Here is a 15,916-nt window from a genome sequence, read left to right on the forward strand (position 1 = left end):
GGGCAACTGGTACGGCCGGGCAAAGCTAGGCGCCCGCCGCTCCGTGATAGAAGTATTGGCCGAGACCAACCGTGAAGACGAGCATGCCGTACAACGCGTGTTCGACAGAGACCGTGAACAGCGATCGAGTGCGACGATATCTCGAAGCGAATATCCACCCGCCGACGATCGTCATCGCGACCGATATCCAGCTGCCGAACGCAATGTGTACAAAGCCGAATGCCACGGCGCTCGCAGCGACCATTCGAGCACCCTCGCCGAAAACCGTTGCATACCTGTGGAACACGAACCCACGGAAGATCAGCTCCTGGGGATACACACTGAGCAAGGGATACAACACCATCACGAGAGCCCAGATCAGCGGGTCCTCGCGAGGAAATGCGAACAGCAAACCAGGGCGCAGGAATGCCACTGTAGCGCTGAGGCACACCGCGGCGAGACACCAGAGCGCCGCGATCGATCGCGCCTGAGACCAAAGGGTTCCCGGACGCCACAGCGACGCCCGATCAAAGCCGGACGACCGAAGTAGATAGACGACGACCGCCAGGCCGAGAACCAGAAGGAACGGGATCGGGCTGGTGCCGCGAAACAGGACGGCGTAGATGCTCGCCAGCCCGAAGAACAGCAGCACGTACTCGCCTGCGAGATATGCCTTCCGAAACCGCCGGTTCGTCACCGGGTCACCGCAGGCGCCGAGGGGTCGAGAAGGGTGGCTGCCGAATCGAATCTTGTTGTCGACGAGGACACTCCATCCGAGTTCCACCCGAGGCTCGTGACGTCACTCACCGGAACCCTCCCACATTGGTTCGTTCGGGTGCAGGAGCGCGCCGCGGGTCGGATTCGAGACAGCGACCTGCGGCGCCTCCACCGGGACTTGTTCGGAGTCCTCGCTCAGTTGAGCTTCTGGGGCACACCGTAGGTCATGACCGTGTCCCCATTTTCCGTCACTGCCATCGCATACGGCCGGATCGTCACCGGGCCGATCGCGCCGGAAATCGAACCGTGAACGCCCTGCATTCGCACCAGCGCCTCCGGTCCGTCGAATTCCTGGCCCTCGAGCAGCGGAACCGTGGTGATACCGCCCGGCTCCAAATCGATGTCCAGCTCCTGCGACGGGATGATGTCACCGGCCAGCTCGGCGCTGGTCCCCGCACTCAGGTCCAGGGTGAAGTCGGGGACGAGCCCCAGGTCGATTCCGGTGTCCGACCCGATCGCGAATCCGAGGCCCGGCGAGTTGAGGACGATCGTCGCACCGGCCAACGCGACCGGATAGCCGATCTGGTACCCGACGGTGAGCTGCGTGCCCTCGAACTCCGCCGCATCGGGACCACTGATGTTCACCCCGGCGTAGCCGTTGTGGAAGAACTCGACGCTGGTCGGTACGCCGTCGAGCGGCGGAACGACCTGATACTGCGTGTCGCCCTGCAGGACCTCGATGCGGTTGCCGGCCGCGTCGATGACCGAACTGGAGTTGTCGACACCTGCCGAAGCGGTGCCGTTACCGATGACCATGCCGAGTACGGCGATGCCTGCGACTGCCGCCAGGCGGGTGAAGGGTGTGCGTCCGGGTCGAGCTGCGCTGATGTTCGTCATGCCGATCCCCATTCAGTACGTACTGCAACCGATACGAAAAAGCATGCAGAGCGTAACCAATCAGGCCTTGCGACGTCTTTGTGTTGTTCAGAAGTTCACGAGCGTTTCGTGTGATCAGTCGCCGCTGACCAGGAGGTTCGCCGTTGATAGCGGCCCCGCCGCAGGAGCAGATTCGACTTCGCGTCGCTGGGGGTCGACCACCCGAGGTCTCCCGAGAACGTTCACCCAGACTTCCCGGGCACTTGGTCTCGGACACATCTCGGTCGCGCTTACGCTGAGAAGGTGTCGCGGCAACCGATTTCGACCCGTCAGGATGCGGCACCTCGACCCCGCCCCGCCACCGTGGTGCCGACCCAACACCCATGGCCCGGCGGGGTCCCGTACGTCGCCCCACTGCGATACGCACCCTACCTCGAGCGGTGACTGCCTCGACTGGTCACCGGCGGAGGTACGCCGCTCCGCAGGAAGCGATCGGCTGGACGGCCGAGGAGGCGAGGTGCATGTTCGGCGACCGCAAGCACGGCGACGTCGCACGCGGGAGAATTGTGACGATGCCCACCGGTCGCGGTAAGGGTGCGGGCGCTCTTCGCCGCCGGGCAGCCGATCCAGCAACGCCCACATCGAAAGGACGCACATCATGACCGAAAATCCCATTGTCGAACTCGCTGTGGACGAGTCATTCGCAGTACCCGCCAACTCCGATCGGATGGAGAGGGCAGCGGAAAGTCTGCGCCGCAATGGATTCACCGCGCACATCGTCGACACCGTCGAAGCTGCGCACACCCTCGTAACCGACCTGCTCCCGACCGACAAGACGATCTTCACCGCGACCAGCGAGACACTCAGACTCTCCGGCCTCGACGACACCATCAATTCCTCCGGAAAGTTTCGCAGCCTGCGCGCCGAGCAGTCCGACTGGGACATGAGCACACGCCACGACGACGTACGCGTCACCCGCTCGGCACCGGACGTGGTGATCGGGAGTGTGCACGCGGTCACCGAAGACGGAAAGCTCGTCACCGCGTCTGCGAGCGGCAGCCAACTCGCCCCCTACGCGTCGGGTGCCGTAATGGCGGTGTGGGTGGTCGGCTCACAAAAGGTGGTGCCCGATCTGTCCACCGCTCTACTCCGCATCGAAACCTATTCCTATCCAAAAGAAGACGTCCGTGCCCAACATGCCTACGGCGTCCGCAGCACTATCTCGAAAATCCTGATCAACGGACGCGAACTGGTCCCGGGCCGCGGAACCGTCGTTCTCATCCGCGAAGCCATCGGATTCTGACTGCGTTCGCACTGATTGCCATCATGCGTTTCGGTCGGCACCTCACCGCTCGGCGTCGTCGATGGAGCGACGGTGCGACAGCGCCGGCAGAATCCAGGACCCGAAGAACATCAACAGCGCCACCGCGGCCGCGATGATCCCGGCGGCCATGTCGACCACGAAGCTGAAGATCAGCAGAACCACGCCGACGAGGGCGACACCCAGGACGGCGATGCCGCCGATCGCAAGTCGTTGTCCGGTCGCCACGAGGGTGGGCAAGGCATGCTGACGGAACAGCAGTCGGTGAATGCCGACCGGCGCGACCAACATCATCGTCGCGGTGACCGAGAGGGCGACAGTCACGAGGTAGATCACCTCCTGCGCATCCGACACTTCCTCGAACCGCTGTTGGAACGGCAGGGTCAGCAAGAAGCCGGTCAAGAGTTGGACACCCGTCTGCACGACGCGCAGTTCCTGCAGCAGGTTGCTCCAATTGCGGTCGAGTCGCTGGACCTCGGTTTCGTCGCGGACCCGGCGGTTCCATGCGGCGTCGCGCCGGCCCTCTGTGCTGTCCATGTCCAGTTGGTACCCGATTTCCGGGCCGATGGAACCCGCAGATAGGCATGGTCGATTCCGACATACGCAGGTTTACAGCCCCACCTGGGGCGGAAACGCCGGCATGCGCAGGCGGGCAAAGTCGAGTCGCAGGCCCGATCCGCGGTCGTACACTGAAGGCACATCGCGGAGATGATGCCCATGACGACTGTGCCCGAATCCAACTCGATCACCGAACGTGATGGGGTCGGCGTCGATCATGCGATGGATGGACGGCAAACGCTGTCGGTGGCGGAAGGCATCGTGATCGCACTACGCCGTTGCAGCCAAACCGATGCCTTCGAAGAATTGCTCCGCGTCGCGCACCGTCATCACCTCAGTGTGCTGACCGTCGCCCATGCTCTGGTAGATCTCGCGATGGACGCATGTCCCCCTCTGGGATCCCCCGAACGGCACGCTGACGCCACCGCATCACTGGCCGAGTGGGAGTCACGCCTCGCGTATCGGCCAGGGTCCTCTCGGTAATGCCGGACGCCCTCTCGCACCCACGTTCCGTGCTGCGCGAATCTGCACGATCCGTTCGACTCCGACGCCTATGCTGACCCGCACACGCACGCTCTCGCCGAGGGAGGCCCTGGGATGTTCGTCCTGCTTCGGCACGCCCATGCGATAGGAAAGCAGAACTGGGGCGGGCCCGACGCCGACCGGCCCCTCAGCGCCCTGGGACGTGACCAGGCCACCGGCCTCGTCGGCACACTCGCCGGAGTCGAGCTGCGCGTCCTGTACTGCAGCCCGACGACCCGCTGCCTCGACACCCTCGCCCCCTTGGCCGCTGCCCACCGCCTGCCCATCCACGAACATCCGCTGCTCGCCCCGGATGCGGCTCCCGACGACCTGTGTGCCGCGCTGGACACCATCGAACTCGCCGGCACCCTGTGGTGCACCCACGGCGAAGTCCTCACCGGGCTGGCCGCTTGCACGCGCGATGACGGAACACGCATGTACCCCATCGGGCAGACTGCGAAGGGCGGAGCCTGGCTGCTGAATGCACATGCCCCACTGCGCTATATCGACCCCGTGCCACCGCAGTAGAGCCAGGTCATGGTTTCGGACCTCAGGCGATGCGCCCAGTGTTCGAGCGGGTCGACTCACGTCGGCCACGGGCTCCGGCAGAGTGGAGGGATCGCCTCGCGCCGCGTCGTGCGCTCATCGATTGTCGCTGCCTGACCGCACCCCGCTGGGCTGTGGTGGCGAGCTGCTCGCGGATCAGACGGAGCGTGATCTCGGGCCGCTCGAACTGGGGTACGTGCCCGCAGGCGTGCAGCGTCACCGACCTGGCGGTGGGAACGGCGCTCGTGACGTGCCGGGCGAATCGGGCCGGAACGAGTGTGTCGCGGTCGCCCCACAGGAATAGCGCGGGCACCTCGAGGCCCGCGATCCGGTCCCAGAGGCCTGTCTCCCCGAACGGCTCGTCGAGATACAGGCCGAGCAGCGCCGACCACAGCGCCCGGCGGCGGGAGGCATGCCGCAACGACAGCTCCCATTCGTCAGCTGCGGCCTCGTACCAGTGCCGCGGCACCACGCCCGGATCCGCCAGCAGGGCCCGCAGCCCGGCACGGGCCCCCGCGTGGAGGAGCCGCGGCGGCACGGCGAGGGGAAGCCGCGCCACATCCAGCGGAAGCAACCGGGCCAGTGAGGTCAGTCGGCGCCGGCGACGGAAGGCCATCGCCGGGCACACCAGCACCAACCCGGTAACAGCATCCGGGTCGCGCAGCGCGAGTTCGAGAGCGACGCGGCCGCCGAGAGAATGTCCGATCAGCGCGGCGCCGCGGGCGTCGACCGCATCGAGGAAGGCCCGTAACCAGCGATGCAACTGTTCGGGGGTGTAACGCCAGGCCGGGGCCGCCGAGGATCCGAACCCAGGAAGATCGGGGCAGATCACCCGATGGTCCGATGCCAGGTCTGCCAGCACCGGCAGCATGGAGGAGTTGTTGGCACCGAGACCGTGCAGCAGCACCACCGGCCGTTTGTCCGGGTCACCCGCTTCGAGGTATCCCGTGTGCACCCCGTAGGCGCTGGTCTCGCGGGCACGTGCCCGTGTCGGCAATTCGACGTCGGGCGCGAAGGTACCGCCGATCGCGAGGACCGTTGTCATGCTGCCGCGGATCTCGAGTGCACCGGACAGGAAAGCGTCGGCCACGCTGATGCGGCCGGCGAGCAGGTCGCCGAGAGTGGCCGCGTCGGTGCGGACGGTGCTTGTCGGGTGCGCAACCCCGCCGCGTCGGTACGTGACGGTGCCTTCGTCGATGCGGACGGTCCATTTGCCGTGGTCGGTGATGTCGAGGTTCATCGTGACCCGCCGGTGGCCGAGCGCGCTGCGGGTGACATCGCGTGGCAGATGCTTGGCGAGACAGATTTCCGGATCACAGCTCACGGGTGAGCGTGCCATGGTCATGACCACTCCTTACCGCTCCGATACCCACCGGTCCAGGTCGGATCGCTGAGGATGCACTCCCTCGTGAGGAGTGCATCGGTGCGTTGCTCCTCGGGAACGATGTTTGCCGTTCCGTCCTAGTTTCAACACCGGCGAGGCACCGACTAATCCGCCTGATCCCGTATTTCGGCTCCGGGGCCTGCCGGCTGCGGCACCCGCGACATGCGTCCGACCGCGAACACGATTGCCACGACCGCCAGATACGCCGCCCAGATCAGCAGGAACGGACGCAGCCATCCCTCGTCGACCGTTTCCCCCGGTCCCCGACGCAATACAACGCAAAGTTGGTGGAAGTCCCGTCGCCGTCGGAATAGGTATCCGACACGACCATCCCCTCGTCCATCGGCTGTTCACAGAACACCGGGGCAAGGTAGACCGCCTGGCCCGGCCAGATCACCGACGCAACCAACGTGAACATGCCGACGGCCGCCACAACGCCGATCACCCACCACAATGCCGGCATCACCCTCCGTCGCCGCCGCGGCGCGGGCTCCACACCCGAGATCCTCCACAGCGGAGACCATCACCGGACTGGCGTCGCTCAACCACTCGCCGTCAAAGGTGTACCGGTCGAGCTGATCCGGCTTCGCAAGGGTTCCCGACCGTCACATCCAGCGGCTCGACCGGCGCCACATCGACACTCGTCACCTCCACGTCTGCAACGCCGTACCGGGTGCCAAGCTCCGCCAACCCGTCACGGACGAGTGCGCCCGTCATACCCCCACCACGTGTCCGCATCGCAGCATCGAAATCCGCTCGATCAACAGCGCCGACACAACTTGTGACACACAACGCCACGCACAGCGCCGTCACCGACAAAACTGACGAACGCAACGGTGACGCCGCCGATTTCATCGCGTGAGAATATCCGAAGCCACCTTCGCAGCGTCACGCCTGATCCGGGGCGGCGATCATCCTCGGGCGGGTCCGGGGCCGTCCAGCTCGGGGTACCGGGCGGTCAGACGGGCCAACAACTGACACGCCTCGCCGCGTTGCCCGCGCAGACGTATGCCTTCGGAGTCTTCGGCACCGGTGTATCGCGGGGTGGACTCGATGCGGGCGGTGAGCGCCGCGATCTCCTCGTGCAGCAGGTCCCGAAACACCTGAGCGTCTACGTAGATCTCATACTCTCTGCCACTGGCGTGGCGGGCGTGGGAGATGTACGTGTGTCACGGCTACCCGCATCACCGTGCGGCGGTGCGGGTTTGACCGTGTCCCACACCGACGCTTGAGGTGCAGGAACATGATGTTTCGGAGTCACCCCCACCTGCTGTGGTGTGGTGGGCAGGCTGTGGCGGACCCGGCGATGCCGCGGCCTGCTCGGGGTCGGGCTGGTCTTGTCCCGGGACTTGCGGACCGGTGCGTGCTCGGCGACCCGGATCGTGGGCAGCTGCCCACGCCGGCGGGCGACTTTGTTTCTGCCGAGGAGCGCACGTTTGGCCAGGTTCACGCCGGCAACGTGGTCGCGGTTGCCGCCGACCCGGCAGCGGGGACACCATGCGGTGTGATAGCCGCCGGGGCGTACAAGCGGTGCGTCGCAGCCCGGACACAATGCGGACGATCCCCGGGCCGGCACCGAGACCACCGCGACACCGACACCGGCGGCGGTGTGCGCGAGGGCGGCGACCGCTTTACGGCGGGCCGACTGCGCGGCCCGATTGTTGTTGACCCGACCGTGCCCGCGGGTCTCGAGGGTCGTCAGATCCTCCACCGCGATCATCTCCGCGCCCGCCGCCTCGGCGTACTCGGTGACCTGGCGGCCGAAATGAAACGCGAGTTCCCGGTTGATCTTTCCCCGCTTGACGCCCACCGCCTCGCGGTGGGCGTCGAGGACGGCGATCTTCGCCTCCAGCCGGGTACGGACCTCGGGTGGGGCGGTGGCAGCCAGTTTCTCCAACCGCGCCGCCTTACGGTGCAGCATCTGCCCCTCGGTCTGCAGGCGTGCGAGTTTGGTCCCGAGGCCGCGGTCGTCGTAGGCGAAGCCCCGGTAATCCGAGGACAACCCGTCCGAGTTCTCGGTGGTGATGGCGGCGGCACCGAGTGTGGACGGGGACCAATCGACCCCCACCGCGACGGTCGCCGATCCCAGGTCACAGTCGGGGACGAGTTCGGTCGCCGCGCACCGCCACAGCAGACCCTTCCGGTCGAGGACGAGGGTCGGCAGATGCCAGTCGGTGATCGCCCGGCCGTGCAGGTGCCCGGGGATGGCGGCGGTCAGCCGGACCCGCCGCCACTGCGCCCGCCCCGCCGGGGCGGGGCAGGTGGGCAGCTTCACCGTCAACACCAACTCACGCCCTGCCGCGGTGATCTGCGCGAGCTGCCGATCGGCTGCCGAGAGTCGGGCCATCGCGCTCGTCTGCGGCGGGCCCTGGACGTCGGTGATCCGCAACCGGTCGGCCGGTGCCCCGTCGTCGGTGTGGCCGGCGTGTGCAACAAGCTGGCGCCGCACGCCCCGGGCGAAACCCATTGGCACACAGTCCGCGGCGGCGGTGGTCGGGGCTATCCGGCCGGTGGCCGGGTCGAATCCCTCAGACAGCGCGGTGATCGCGGTGTCCCGATAGGCGAGGGTCCGCAGGGTGGCCATCACCTGCGCGGCCACCACCCGCGTGACCCGCGAGGGCACGTAGATTCCGTCCGGGTAGTGCGGGTTCCAGCCGAGGCGGGCCGCGGCGACGTGACCCTGTGCGGGCAGCCTGCGGTCCTGGTGGTCCCGTCCGGCGGCGAGCACGTCGAATGTCGCCGGCTGCCACAGCCGCGACGCCAACTGGCCGCCGGCCGTGGTGATCAGGTCGAGGAGCCACCCCACCCGGGTGTCGACGTCGTCGAGCCCGATCGGCTCACCGGTCGCGTCGTCGACCGCCACATGGGCGCGGGTGGTGAACGCGAACTGCCGCGGCATCGTGCAGACCCCGTCGTTGATGCTGTGTCGACCACAGCGCCCGGAGAACGGGCCGGACAACGATGCCGGCACCGCCGTGACGTCATTCATCGACCCTCCCATCAGCACAGGTGACCTCCCCCTCTCGTACGATCTCGACTGTAACGCCGACCTCCGACAAGCACCGCCCGAACCAGCCCACGGGCGAACCGGCCCAATCGATCCCGCGCCACACCACCCGCACCACCGTGAACCGACGCTCGGCCGCGCCGCCGAGCATCCGGCCCAACCCCGCCCGCCGCCCCGCGGACTCGGGGCCGCGATCCACGCCTACCCCACTACACCTCACCAGTGGCGCTGTCCCGCACCATCTTTTCCCGATTGGCCATCGACGTCCCGTTGTCCTGTCGAGCCCCACACCCGGCAAGACACTGCCTCCACCCCCTTTCCGGCGTCGCTCCCGCACAGTCCCCTCCGGGCCTGCCCAGAAAGGAGCGAGGTCCGCGCGGTCAATGATTCGGTGACCCGAACCGACACGCCCAGAAGACCACCAGCCCCATGCCGCCGTATTGCACACCACAACCACCGACATCCCAAGCATTCCGCGGCGTCACCAATTCACACAGGCAGACAATGCCAGAACCGATTACTAGTGTTAGACATATCGGCAACAGTTGAACGCCTGCGCGGCATCAGGGTCGACGTGCTCGGTCGGTGTCATCCGGTTCCCCTGCTCGCTGAGGCCGGATCCACACCGGCGGTGCCGCGGTGCGTCACAAGACTGCGCCGCTGCAATCCACCGGCACATCGTTGTCGAGCCCGCCGACCGGCGTCAACCCCGCCCCCCGTCCCGGACACGGCCGGCAACGTCTGTGCTCTGCAGGTGAACCTGGGGAAACCCCTTCCTCACAGCGGTCGACGGGACGACAATTTCTGTTATGGACGTCACCGAGCGGCAGCACATCGACGTGGTGCGCGCACACCTGATCCAGCGATATCAATACCTCGACCCCGGCCGGGTCGAGAATGCGGTCGAGACCGCCCATCATCGATTCGACAGCTGCCCGATCCGGGACTTCGTGCCCCTGCTCGTCGAACGCGCCGCGGTGAAGGCACTCGACAAATCCGTGACGATCGCGCCGTCCAGCGCGTACCCGAGAGTGCACGAGTCGCCCTAGTCGTCACGTTGCCCCGACGGCGAGAACCCGCGCGCATCCCACATTCCGCGGACCTGCGTGCCTGCGTGCCTGCGTGGAATCAGTGCCGTCCGGTGTCTGTGGTCTCGACGGAAACCACAATCCTCGTAGACGCGGTGTGCTCTGTTGGGACCGCACAAGGCCGGGAGGTGGGACGTGCGAGCTGGGATCGGCGGGCTGGCGCCGATGAGCCCGACCGAGGCGATGTTCTTGCTGTTCGAATCCCCGTCGCACCCGATGCACGTGGCCACACTGACCCTGTTCGATCCCCCGAAAGACACCGCATCCGGTGCCCACGCCGCCGACATGGTCGAGCGCCTGCACGCGAACACCGAGGCCTCCGAGCTATTCCGCAAATGGCCCATCCGCCCCCTGCACGGGTATCCGTGGTGGCGGTCGGAAAGAATCGTCGATCTCGGCTACCACGTGCGGCACAGCGCCGTTCCCGGCGACGGCACCATGGCCGAGCTGCTGCGGCTGGTCTCGCAGATGCACTCGATCCCGCTCGATCCGCAGCACCCCATGTGGGAGATGCACGTCATCGAGGGCCTGACCGACGGGCGCACCGCCGTGTACACGAAATTTCACCTGTCCTTGACCGACGGCGCCTCCGGGATGCGGCTGCTGCACCGTACGCTCTCGGTCGATCCGGACAGCCGGGACTGCCCAGCGCCTTGGAGCCCGTCCGTCGCGGCCCCTGCTCCACATCAGTCACTGGACCCACGCGAAGTGCTGTGGTCCGGCCTGATCATCACGCGGGAGATTGCCGCCGCCGTCCCCACTCTGGTCCGCGCCGGCTACCACGGCCTGACCGAGGAAACCCTCACGCTGCCTCTGCAGTCCCCGCCGACGATCTTCAACGCCCCAACCGGCCGCGCCCGTAAAGTCTCCGCCCGATCCTGGCCCCTGAAACGGTTGCGCCGGCTCGCCGCCCGCACCGGCGCACCGTTGGACGTAGTGGTGTTGACGATGTGCGCGGGAGCGCTGCGCACGTATCTCCTCGACCAATACGCCCTTCCCGACGCGCCTTTGACCGCGATGCTCCCCGTCCCGCTCAACCTCGGCGAGGGCCCCACCATCAGGCCGGGCGGCGACCGTGGGATCGGGGCAATGGTGGTGTCCCTGGCCACCGACGAAGGCGACCCACTTGCCCGCCTGAACCGGATCGCCGACTCCGTCGCGCACACCAGTGGAGTTGTCGCCGCCCTGAGCCGTACCCAATTTCAACTGATCAGTGCCCTGACATTGAGTCCGATCATGCTCGACCCGGTCCGCCGGGTCCTCGACGACATCCCGCCGCCGTTCAACGTGATGATCTCCTACACCCCGGGACCGACCCGACCGCGGTATTGGAACGGCGCCCATCTCGACGCCGTCTACCCGATCCCGACCCTCGCGCGTGGCCAGGCGCTGAGCATCACACTGACCAGTCGATCCGGGCAGTTGCACGTCGCGGTGGTCGGCGACCGCACCGCGGTCCCCCACCTGCATCGGATCATCGGCCACCTCGACGCCGCATTGACCGACCTCGACACCGCGGTCGGTGCGGCCTCCCCGTGACGCGGACGGCGCATCACGCGAATGGTCCCCCACGCACGGTCATCGGCGGTGTTCGGGCTCCGGTGCAATGGGGTTGCCCTGCCAGCGGGTCGAGTCGGGCACTCGATCCCCGCGCATCACGAGAGACGTCGCCGTCGACCCAGTACCCGGACAGATCCGTCTCGGGTTCGATCGAGCAGCCCACGCCGAGTTCGATCATTCCGGCGACGGGCGGCAGGGTGTGCAGGTCGACCCGCCGCCCGATCTTCGCACCGAGTGCGCGCGCGAAATACACATCCAGGTGGCGCCGGACAGGTTCGCCGCCCCACTCGCCTCGATCAGCCGCTCGGCCACCCAGATACGGAGGTGTAGGGAACCGCCACGTAGGTAGGGTCCCGGTGCGATCTTCCGCAGAAGCAACCGGGCCGGTAAAAAACGGTGCAACGGACACCGTGGAACCGGGGCTGCGCCGGCTACGTGGGTGGGGTGGCGTATTTCTTCGGCAGGCCCAGTGCCTTCAGGACGAGGCGTTGCAAGCTTCGGCGTTCCTTCGCCGACAGGTTGCCGTAGAGCTGATCGGATGCCTTCTCCACCAACTCGTCGCTGCGCTCCCGGACCTGCCGGCCTGCCGACGTCAACGACAGCACGTGCTTGCGCCTGTCCTTGGCGTTCTTGGTGCGGGCCACGAACCCGCGCTTCTCGAGGTCGTCGAGCAGTCGCACCATGTCGCTGCGATCGACGCCCAGTACGTCGGCGAGCTGCTTCTGGGACAGCTCACCGGGCTCCTCGAGACAGCAGAGAATCCAGTGCGTACGCAGATTCAGCCCCTCGGCCGCCAGCACACCCTCGAGGTCCTCGCGTCCCACCCGATGCAGCTGCGCCACCACGAACGTGGGGTTTCGCAACAGGCGCTCCGGGGGCGTCGTGGATGAAGGCATGAACCCCACCGTAGCAGTAATGGGGATTTGAGATGATGGATAATCCCCACTAATTGCGAGCCTGCTCCGCTGGTCGGATCGACCGGCGGATCCTCAATCCCGATAGGTCGGCGTAGGCGGGCCGGCGACCGGACCGAGGACGGTCAACCACCGGTCGTAGAGCCTCATCCACGTTCCGTCCACGCGCAGCCGGTCGAGGGTGCCGTTCACCAAGCGCACCAGATCGGTGTTGGTCTTGTTGATGCCGATGCCGTACGGCTGCGTTTCCAGCGATGGTCCGACGATCTCGAGGGTCGGATCCTGAGCGGCCAGACCCGCGAGGATGGCGTCGTCCGTGCTGACGGCATCCGCCTGCCGCTGCTGGAGAACCATCAGACAATCGGCCCAATCGGGAACCGCGACGATCGTGGCCTGCGGCTGGACCCGCCGGATCGTCGCGAGCGAGGTGGTGTCCGTGGCGGCGCACACCCGTCTGCCTGCCAGGTCCGCAGACCCCGCGATCCCCGACCCCTCCGTCACCAGCACACGCTGGTACGCCTCGAGATAGACGGTGGAGAACGCCACCCGCTCGGCGCGCTGACACGTGATCGTCATGGTTTGCGCGACGATGTCGACCTGGTTCTTCTCGAGCGCGTCGAGGCGGCCGCCCGGGGTGAGGAGTCGGAACTCGACCTTCGCCGGGTCGCCGAGGAGATCGCGGGCGACCTCCCGCGCCACGTCCACATCGAATCCCTCGAGGGTATCGGTGGTCGGGTCACGAAAACTGAGCAAGTTGGTGTCCTGATCGACGCCGACGATCAGCCGGTCCCGCGCCACGATGTCGGCGACCAGCCTCCCCGGTGGCACCGCACCCGCCGGAACAGGGGGTCCCGGACGCAGGCTCGCCGACGCCCCGCACGCCGACGGCGGAACAGGCGCCGGAGGGACGAGACCCGACGGCGGGATGATCTGCGTTCCGTTCGGCAGAGACTGTTCCGAATAGTCGCCTGCGACGGCGGGAGTGTCGGGCGCGGGTGTCCCACAACCGGCGAGTACCGCGACGGTGGTGACGAGCACGCCGATGAGGCCACGAACACGAGATTCTCGGCGCCCATGTGCATGCTCGACGCGGGGATTCGTCAGCATCCACTCACCTCGCCGGGACATCAGTGGTACTCGTTCAGTCTGGGCCAGATGCCTCCGCCGACCGAGAACCCGGCGAGCACGCCGAGCACGACCGCACCCACGCCCAACAGCGATGTCGAGCGATACGCCTCGGTCGTGGCTTCACGGTCCTCGTTCCTCAATTGGTTGATCGCGGACTGCAACGCCTCGTCGAGCGCGAGAAACCGGGCAGCCGGCGCGAGTGCCCCCGGATCGACCGCCATGGCTGCGGCCGCCGGGTAATCCCCGATCACGAGTTTCTGCTGCAGCGATTCGTGGGTGCTCCGCCAGCCCTCGAGCGCCGCGGCGGCATCGGCGATCGCGGCGTCGGCGGCCTCGCCGGATGAGTTCCGGTGTTGTTCGAGTATCTCGGACAGCACCGTCGAATGCCGCGAGAAGTCGACCTCGGATTGGGGGTCCGAACCGCGTTGCAACACCCCGAGCATCTCGTCCGCCCGGGCCTGTTGCGCCAGAATCCGGGCCGTAGCGATAGCGCTGAGTGGTTGCGCCCCATCAGTCCTCGCACGCTCACCCGCCGACGTCGATATCCCGAACGCTGCCACCGACCACGTCAGGAGGCTCGCCATGAGGAGTGTGGCCACGATCAGGCCGGGGTTGAACAGCCGCCGGCTCTTGCGGGTCAGGTACACATGCGCGAGCACGAGCGCGCCGAGAGCGGAGGTCGTCACAGCGAACGCGGCCACCGGCAGTCGGGTTGTCCGCATCTGTGTGGCGGCCACCGACTTCCACTGCTCGGTGCAGAGGCGGTGCGCCAGCGGCAGGATGGTGCTCTGCATCATCGACGACGCGTTGCGCAGATACGTGATTCCGATCGGGTTTCCCGAGCGATCGTTGGCGCGGGCGGTGGAGACCAGACTGGTGTATTCGGCGAAACGCCGCGACACTTCCGACAGCAGGCCCAAAGCTTCCGTGTCTGCCGGATCGACGCCGTTCGAGGCGGTCACCAACGCGTTGGAGGCATCACCGACAGCCTGGTTGTAATCCTCAGGTACCGCCACCGGTTCGACCCCGCCGAAGATGAAGGACGTTGTCGCGGCGGCGTCTGCGATCGACAGCGAGCTGTAGAGGCTCTGTGCCGCGTCGGCGAGAGGCTCCGAGTGGGTCCGCAAGGCGTTGATTTCCTGTTGACGCGCCCCGTTGATCGCCGAGGTGACCGTTCCTGCAGCGAGGGCGGCAGCGACGAGGACGAGGGCGATCACCGACAGGCGCCCGGGGGTCGATGCGACGAAGCCCCGCCAGGAGGGCCGGCGCCATTCGGGCTCGATGAGCAGCGACTCGTCCAGCGCGTGCGGGTCGTCGGCTACGGTGTCTCCACGCAGGAACACCAGTCCTCCTCGCTGATCAGCGCCCGGTCAGTGCGACTCGTCGATCGCCGCCTCGTCCGGGATGGCCCAGCCACCGGCCACGAGGTGGGCGTGAACCCGGTCGACATCGGCGTCGAGGGGCTTCTCGTCGGTGACCTCGGCAATCATCACCTGGATGTCCGGCTTGCCGATCGGGAGATCGCCCTGCTCGACCAGTGTTGCGGTGATCTCGCGGACCTCCTCGTCGGACAGCCGCCGGCGCAGCAGGGCTATGAGGGGGATGTAGTCCGTCTCGGGCACACCCAGTGGGTAGCCGGCGCGCAGCCATTCGATGATGTTGGTCAACAGGGGCGGCAGTGCCTTCACGAGTGGAGGTTTCTCCGGGATCGGCGCAGCCAGCGGCCAGCCTCCCGCGGCGAGGCGAGATGCCACCCGCTTGACGTCGTCGTCGCCGGGATGCTCATGGGCCAGGCGGGCGATGGCCTCTTCGATCTCCGCGCGGTCGATCTTGCCGTCCTCGAGGGCATGCCCGTCCGGCGCCGAGAGCTCGTCGACGATCTCACTCACCTCGGTTTCGGTGAGCCTGCGGTGCAGGACGGCGAACAGCGCGACGTAGTCCTCGCGGGGCACCCCGTGTGGATAGCCCTCGCGCACCCAGCGCAGGACCTTCGCCGGAACTGAAGTGATCGGTTGTCGTGGCACTGCACGCGTCCTTTCCGGGTTCAGAAAATGGTGATCCCGAAATCGTGGGCGAGGAAGTCCTTCATGATGAAAAGTATTCCGGCGACGATCGCGACGAGGACCACCGCAAAGCACGCCAGACCGGCGATCAGAGCGGCCGGTGTCCGTGTGGCACCGTTTCCGTCCGCGGATGTCGTGACCCCCAGTAACAGGAACCGGATTCCGAGCGCGAAGATGGCGGGCAGTCCGGCGCCGAAGAGCAGGCCGATGAGAACGACCTGCCAGAGCGAGTCCACGGTGTCCATGAACAGAT

The 15,916-nt window shown here is 66.9% G+C and carries 17 protein-coding genes and 2 pseudogenes; 5 read left to right on the plus strand and 14 right to left on the minus strand.

Going from position 1 to position 15,916, the window contains the following annotated elements; all coding sequences use genetic code 11:
- Positions 1 to 25: 25 nt before the first annotated feature.
- Entirely contained in the window at positions 26 to 631 is a 606-nt protein-coding gene (locus BLV94_RS11005) for a CPBP family intramembrane glutamic endopeptidase (RefSeq protein WP_244163577.1), read from the minus strand.
- A gap of 260 nt (positions 632 to 891) precedes the next feature.
- The gene (locus BLV94_RS11010) at positions 892 to 1,593 is read right to left on the minus strand and encodes an MspA family porin (protein WP_072938001.1); all 702 of its coding nucleotides are present in this window, start codon (positions 1,591 to 1,593) and stop codon (positions 892 to 894) included.
- A 637-nt stretch (positions 1,594 to 2,230) separates the two neighbouring features.
- On the opposite strand from BLV94_RS11010, the gene BLV94_RS11015 reads away from it, so the two are divergent.
- Positions 2,231 to 2,875, plus strand: a complete 645-nt coding sequence (locus BLV94_RS11015) for an LUD domain-containing protein (protein ID WP_072937904.1) — start codon at positions 2,231 to 2,233, stop codon at positions 2,873 to 2,875.
- Positions 2,876 to 2,917: 42 nt separating this feature from the next.
- On the opposite strand, the gene BLV94_RS11020 is transcribed toward BLV94_RS11015, so the two are convergent.
- The gene (locus BLV94_RS11020) at positions 2,918 to 3,430 is read right to left on the minus strand and encodes a DUF6328 family protein (RefSeq protein ID WP_072937902.1); all 513 of its coding nucleotides are present in this window, start codon (positions 3,428 to 3,430) and stop codon (positions 2,918 to 2,920) included.
- A gap of 180 nt (positions 3,431 to 3,610) precedes the next feature.
- Here BLV94_RS11020 and BLV94_RS11025 point away from each other — a divergent pair, with 180 nt between their 5' ends.
- Positions 3,611 to 3,934 (plus strand): ANTAR domain-containing protein, encoded by a 324-nt coding sequence (locus BLV94_RS11025; protein WP_241031558.1) that lies wholly within the window; start codon positions 3,611 to 3,613, stop codon positions 3,932 to 3,934.
- 114 nt (positions 3,935 to 4,048) lie between these two features.
- On the plus strand, positions 4,049 to 4,501 hold the full coding sequence (locus BLV94_RS11030) for a SixA phosphatase family protein (protein WP_072937900.1): 453 nt from the start codon (positions 4,049 to 4,051) through the stop codon (positions 4,499 to 4,501).
- A gap of 22 nt (positions 4,502 to 4,523) precedes the next feature.
- Here BLV94_RS11030 and BLV94_RS11035 read toward each other — a convergent pair whose 3' ends face one another.
- From BLV94_RS11035 to BLV94_RS11050, 4 genes are all read right to left on the minus strand, one after another.
- Positions 4,524 to 5,864, minus strand: a complete 1,341-nt coding sequence (locus BLV94_RS11035) for an alpha/beta fold hydrolase (RefSeq protein ID WP_244163578.1) — start codon at positions 5,862 to 5,864, stop codon at positions 4,524 to 4,526.
- A 253-nt stretch (positions 5,865 to 6,117) separates the two neighbouring features.
- Positions 6,118 to 6,366 carry a hypothetical protein gene (locus BLV94_RS11040; RefSeq protein ID WP_244163579.1) on the minus strand — a complete coding sequence of 83 codons (249 nt, stop codon included), beginning with the start codon at positions 6,364 to 6,366 and terminating at the stop codon, positions 6,118 to 6,120.
- 448 nt (positions 6,367 to 6,814) lie between these two features.
- Positions 6,815 to 7,006: a hypothetical protein gene (locus BLV94_RS11045; protein ID WP_072937899.1), complete on the minus strand. Its 192-nt coding sequence runs from the start codon at positions 7,004 to 7,006 to the stop codon at positions 6,815 to 6,817.
- An 8-nt stretch (positions 7,007 to 7,014) separates the two neighbouring features.
- On the minus strand, positions 7,015 to 8,802 hold the full coding sequence (locus tag BLV94_RS11050) for a zinc ribbon domain-containing protein (RefSeq protein WP_072937998.1): 1,788 nt from the start codon (positions 8,800 to 8,802) through the stop codon (positions 7,015 to 7,017).
- Between the two features lie 917 nt (positions 8,803 to 9,719).
- Here BLV94_RS11050 and BLV94_RS11060 point away from each other — a divergent pair.
- Positions 9,720 to 9,959, plus strand: coding sequence for a three-helix bundle dimerization domain-containing protein (locus tag BLV94_RS11060; protein WP_072937897.1), 240 nt, complete (start codon positions 9,720 to 9,722; stop codon positions 9,957 to 9,959).
- 204 nt (positions 9,960 to 10,163) lie between these two features.
- Positions 10,164 to 11,537, plus strand: coding sequence for a wax ester/triacylglycerol synthase family O-acyltransferase (locus BLV94_RS11065; protein ID WP_072937895.1), 1,374 nt, complete (start codon positions 10,164 to 10,166; stop codon positions 11,535 to 11,537).
- Positions 11,538 to 11,661: 124 nt separating this feature from the next.
- Here BLV94_RS11065 and BLV94_RS11070 read toward each other — a convergent pair.
- The 7 genes and pseudogenes from BLV94_RS11070 to BLV94_RS11095 form a co-directional block, all read right to left on the minus strand.
- Positions 11,662 to 11,942, minus strand: a pseudogene (locus BLV94_RS11070) (hypothetical protein); the annotation flags it as partial.
- Between the two features lie 47 nt (positions 11,943 to 11,989).
- Entirely contained in the window at positions 11,990 to 12,454 is a 465-nt protein-coding gene (locus BLV94_RS11075; RefSeq protein ID WP_072937894.1) for a MarR family winged helix-turn-helix transcriptional regulator, read from the minus strand.
- A gap of 93 nt (positions 12,455 to 12,547) precedes the next feature.
- The gene (locus BLV94_RS11080) at positions 12,548 to 13,579 is read right to left on the minus strand and encodes a glutamate ABC transporter substrate-binding protein (RefSeq protein ID WP_072937997.1); all 1,032 of its coding nucleotides are present in this window, start codon (positions 13,577 to 13,579) and stop codon (positions 12,548 to 12,550) included.
- Positions 13,580 to 13,599: 20 nt separating this feature from the next.
- Entirely contained in the window at positions 13,600 to 14,943 is a 1,344-nt protein-coding gene (locus BLV94_RS11085) for a hypothetical protein (RefSeq protein ID WP_072937893.1), read from the minus strand.
- Positions 14,944 to 14,970: 27 nt separating this feature from the next.
- Positions 14,971 to 15,288, minus strand: a complete 318-nt coding sequence (locus BLV94_RS50835; RefSeq protein WP_244163840.1) for a DUF3349 domain-containing protein — start codon at positions 15,286 to 15,288, stop codon at positions 14,971 to 14,973.
- Between the two features lie 39 nt (positions 15,289 to 15,327).
- Positions 15,328 to 15,738, minus strand: a pseudogene (locus BLV94_RS50840) (DUF3349 domain-containing protein); the annotation flags it as partial.
- The gene (locus tag BLV94_RS11095; protein WP_072937891.1) at positions 15,645 to 15,908 is read right to left on the minus strand and encodes a hypothetical protein; all 264 of its coding nucleotides are present in this window, start codon (positions 15,906 to 15,908) and stop codon (positions 15,645 to 15,647) included. The pseudogene BLV94_RS50840 and the gene BLV94_RS11095, both read right to left, overlap by 94 nt.
- Between the last annotated feature and the right edge of the window lie 8 nt (positions 15,909 to 15,916).

It is taken from the genome of Rhodococcus koreensis, assembly GCF_900105905.1.
GTDB lineage: Bacteria > Actinomycetota > Actinomycetes > Mycobacteriales > Mycobacteriaceae > Rhodococcus_F > Rhodococcus_F koreensis.

What these genes read in the sequence shown, in the direction of transcription:
- BLV94_RS11040 (WP_244163579.1), bottom strand. Translation starts at nt 6,366, where the DNA reads ATGCCGGCATTGTGGTGGGTGATCGGCGTTGTGGCGGCCGTCGGCATG.
- BLV94_RS11020 (WP_072937902.1), bottom strand. Translation starts at nt 3,430, where the DNA reads ATGGACAGCACAGAGGGCCGGCGCGACGCCGCATGGAACCGCCGGGTC.
- BLV94_RS11015 (WP_072937904.1), top strand. Translation starts at nt 2,231, where the DNA reads ATGACCGAAAATCCCATTGTCGAACTCGCTGTGGACGAGTCATTCGCA.
- BLV94_RS11095 (WP_072937891.1), bottom strand. Translation starts at nt 15,908, where the DNA reads ATGGACACCGTGGACTCGCTCTGGCAGGTCGTTCTCATCGGCCTGCTC.
- BLV94_RS11080 (WP_072937997.1), bottom strand. Translation starts at nt 13,579, where the DNA reads ATGCTGACGAATCCCCGCGTCGAGCATGCACATGGGCGCCGAGAATCT.
- BLV94_RS11025 (WP_241031558.1), top strand. Translation starts at nt 3,611, where the DNA reads ATGACGACTGTGCCCGAATCCAACTCGATCACCGAACGTGATGGGGTC.
- BLV94_RS11050 (WP_072937998.1), bottom strand. Translation starts at nt 8,802, where the DNA reads ATGCCGCGGCAGTTCGCGTTCACCACCCGCGCCCATGTGGCGGTCGAC.
- BLV94_RS11035 (WP_244163578.1), bottom strand. Translation starts at nt 5,864, where the DNA reads ATGACCATGGCACGCTCACCCGTGAGCTGTGATCCGGAAATCTGTCTC.
- BLV94_RS11030 (WP_072937900.1), top strand. Translation starts at nt 4,049, where the DNA reads ATGTTCGTCCTGCTTCGGCACGCCCATGCGATAGGAAAGCAGAACTGG.
- BLV94_RS11010 (WP_072938001.1), bottom strand. Translation starts at nt 1,593, where the DNA reads ATGACGAACATCAGCGCAGCTCGACCCGGACGCACACCCTTCACCCGC.
- BLV94_RS11075 (WP_072937894.1), bottom strand. Translation starts at nt 12,454, where the DNA reads ATGCCTTCATCCACGACGCCCCCGGAGCGCCTGTTGCGAAACCCCACG.
- BLV94_RS11060 (WP_072937897.1), top strand. Translation starts at nt 9,720, where the DNA reads ATGGACGTCACCGAGCGGCAGCACATCGACGTGGTGCGCGCACACCTG.
- BLV94_RS11065 (WP_072937895.1), top strand. Translation starts at nt 10,164, where the DNA reads ATGAGCCCGACCGAGGCGATGTTCTTGCTGTTCGAATCCCCGTCGCAC.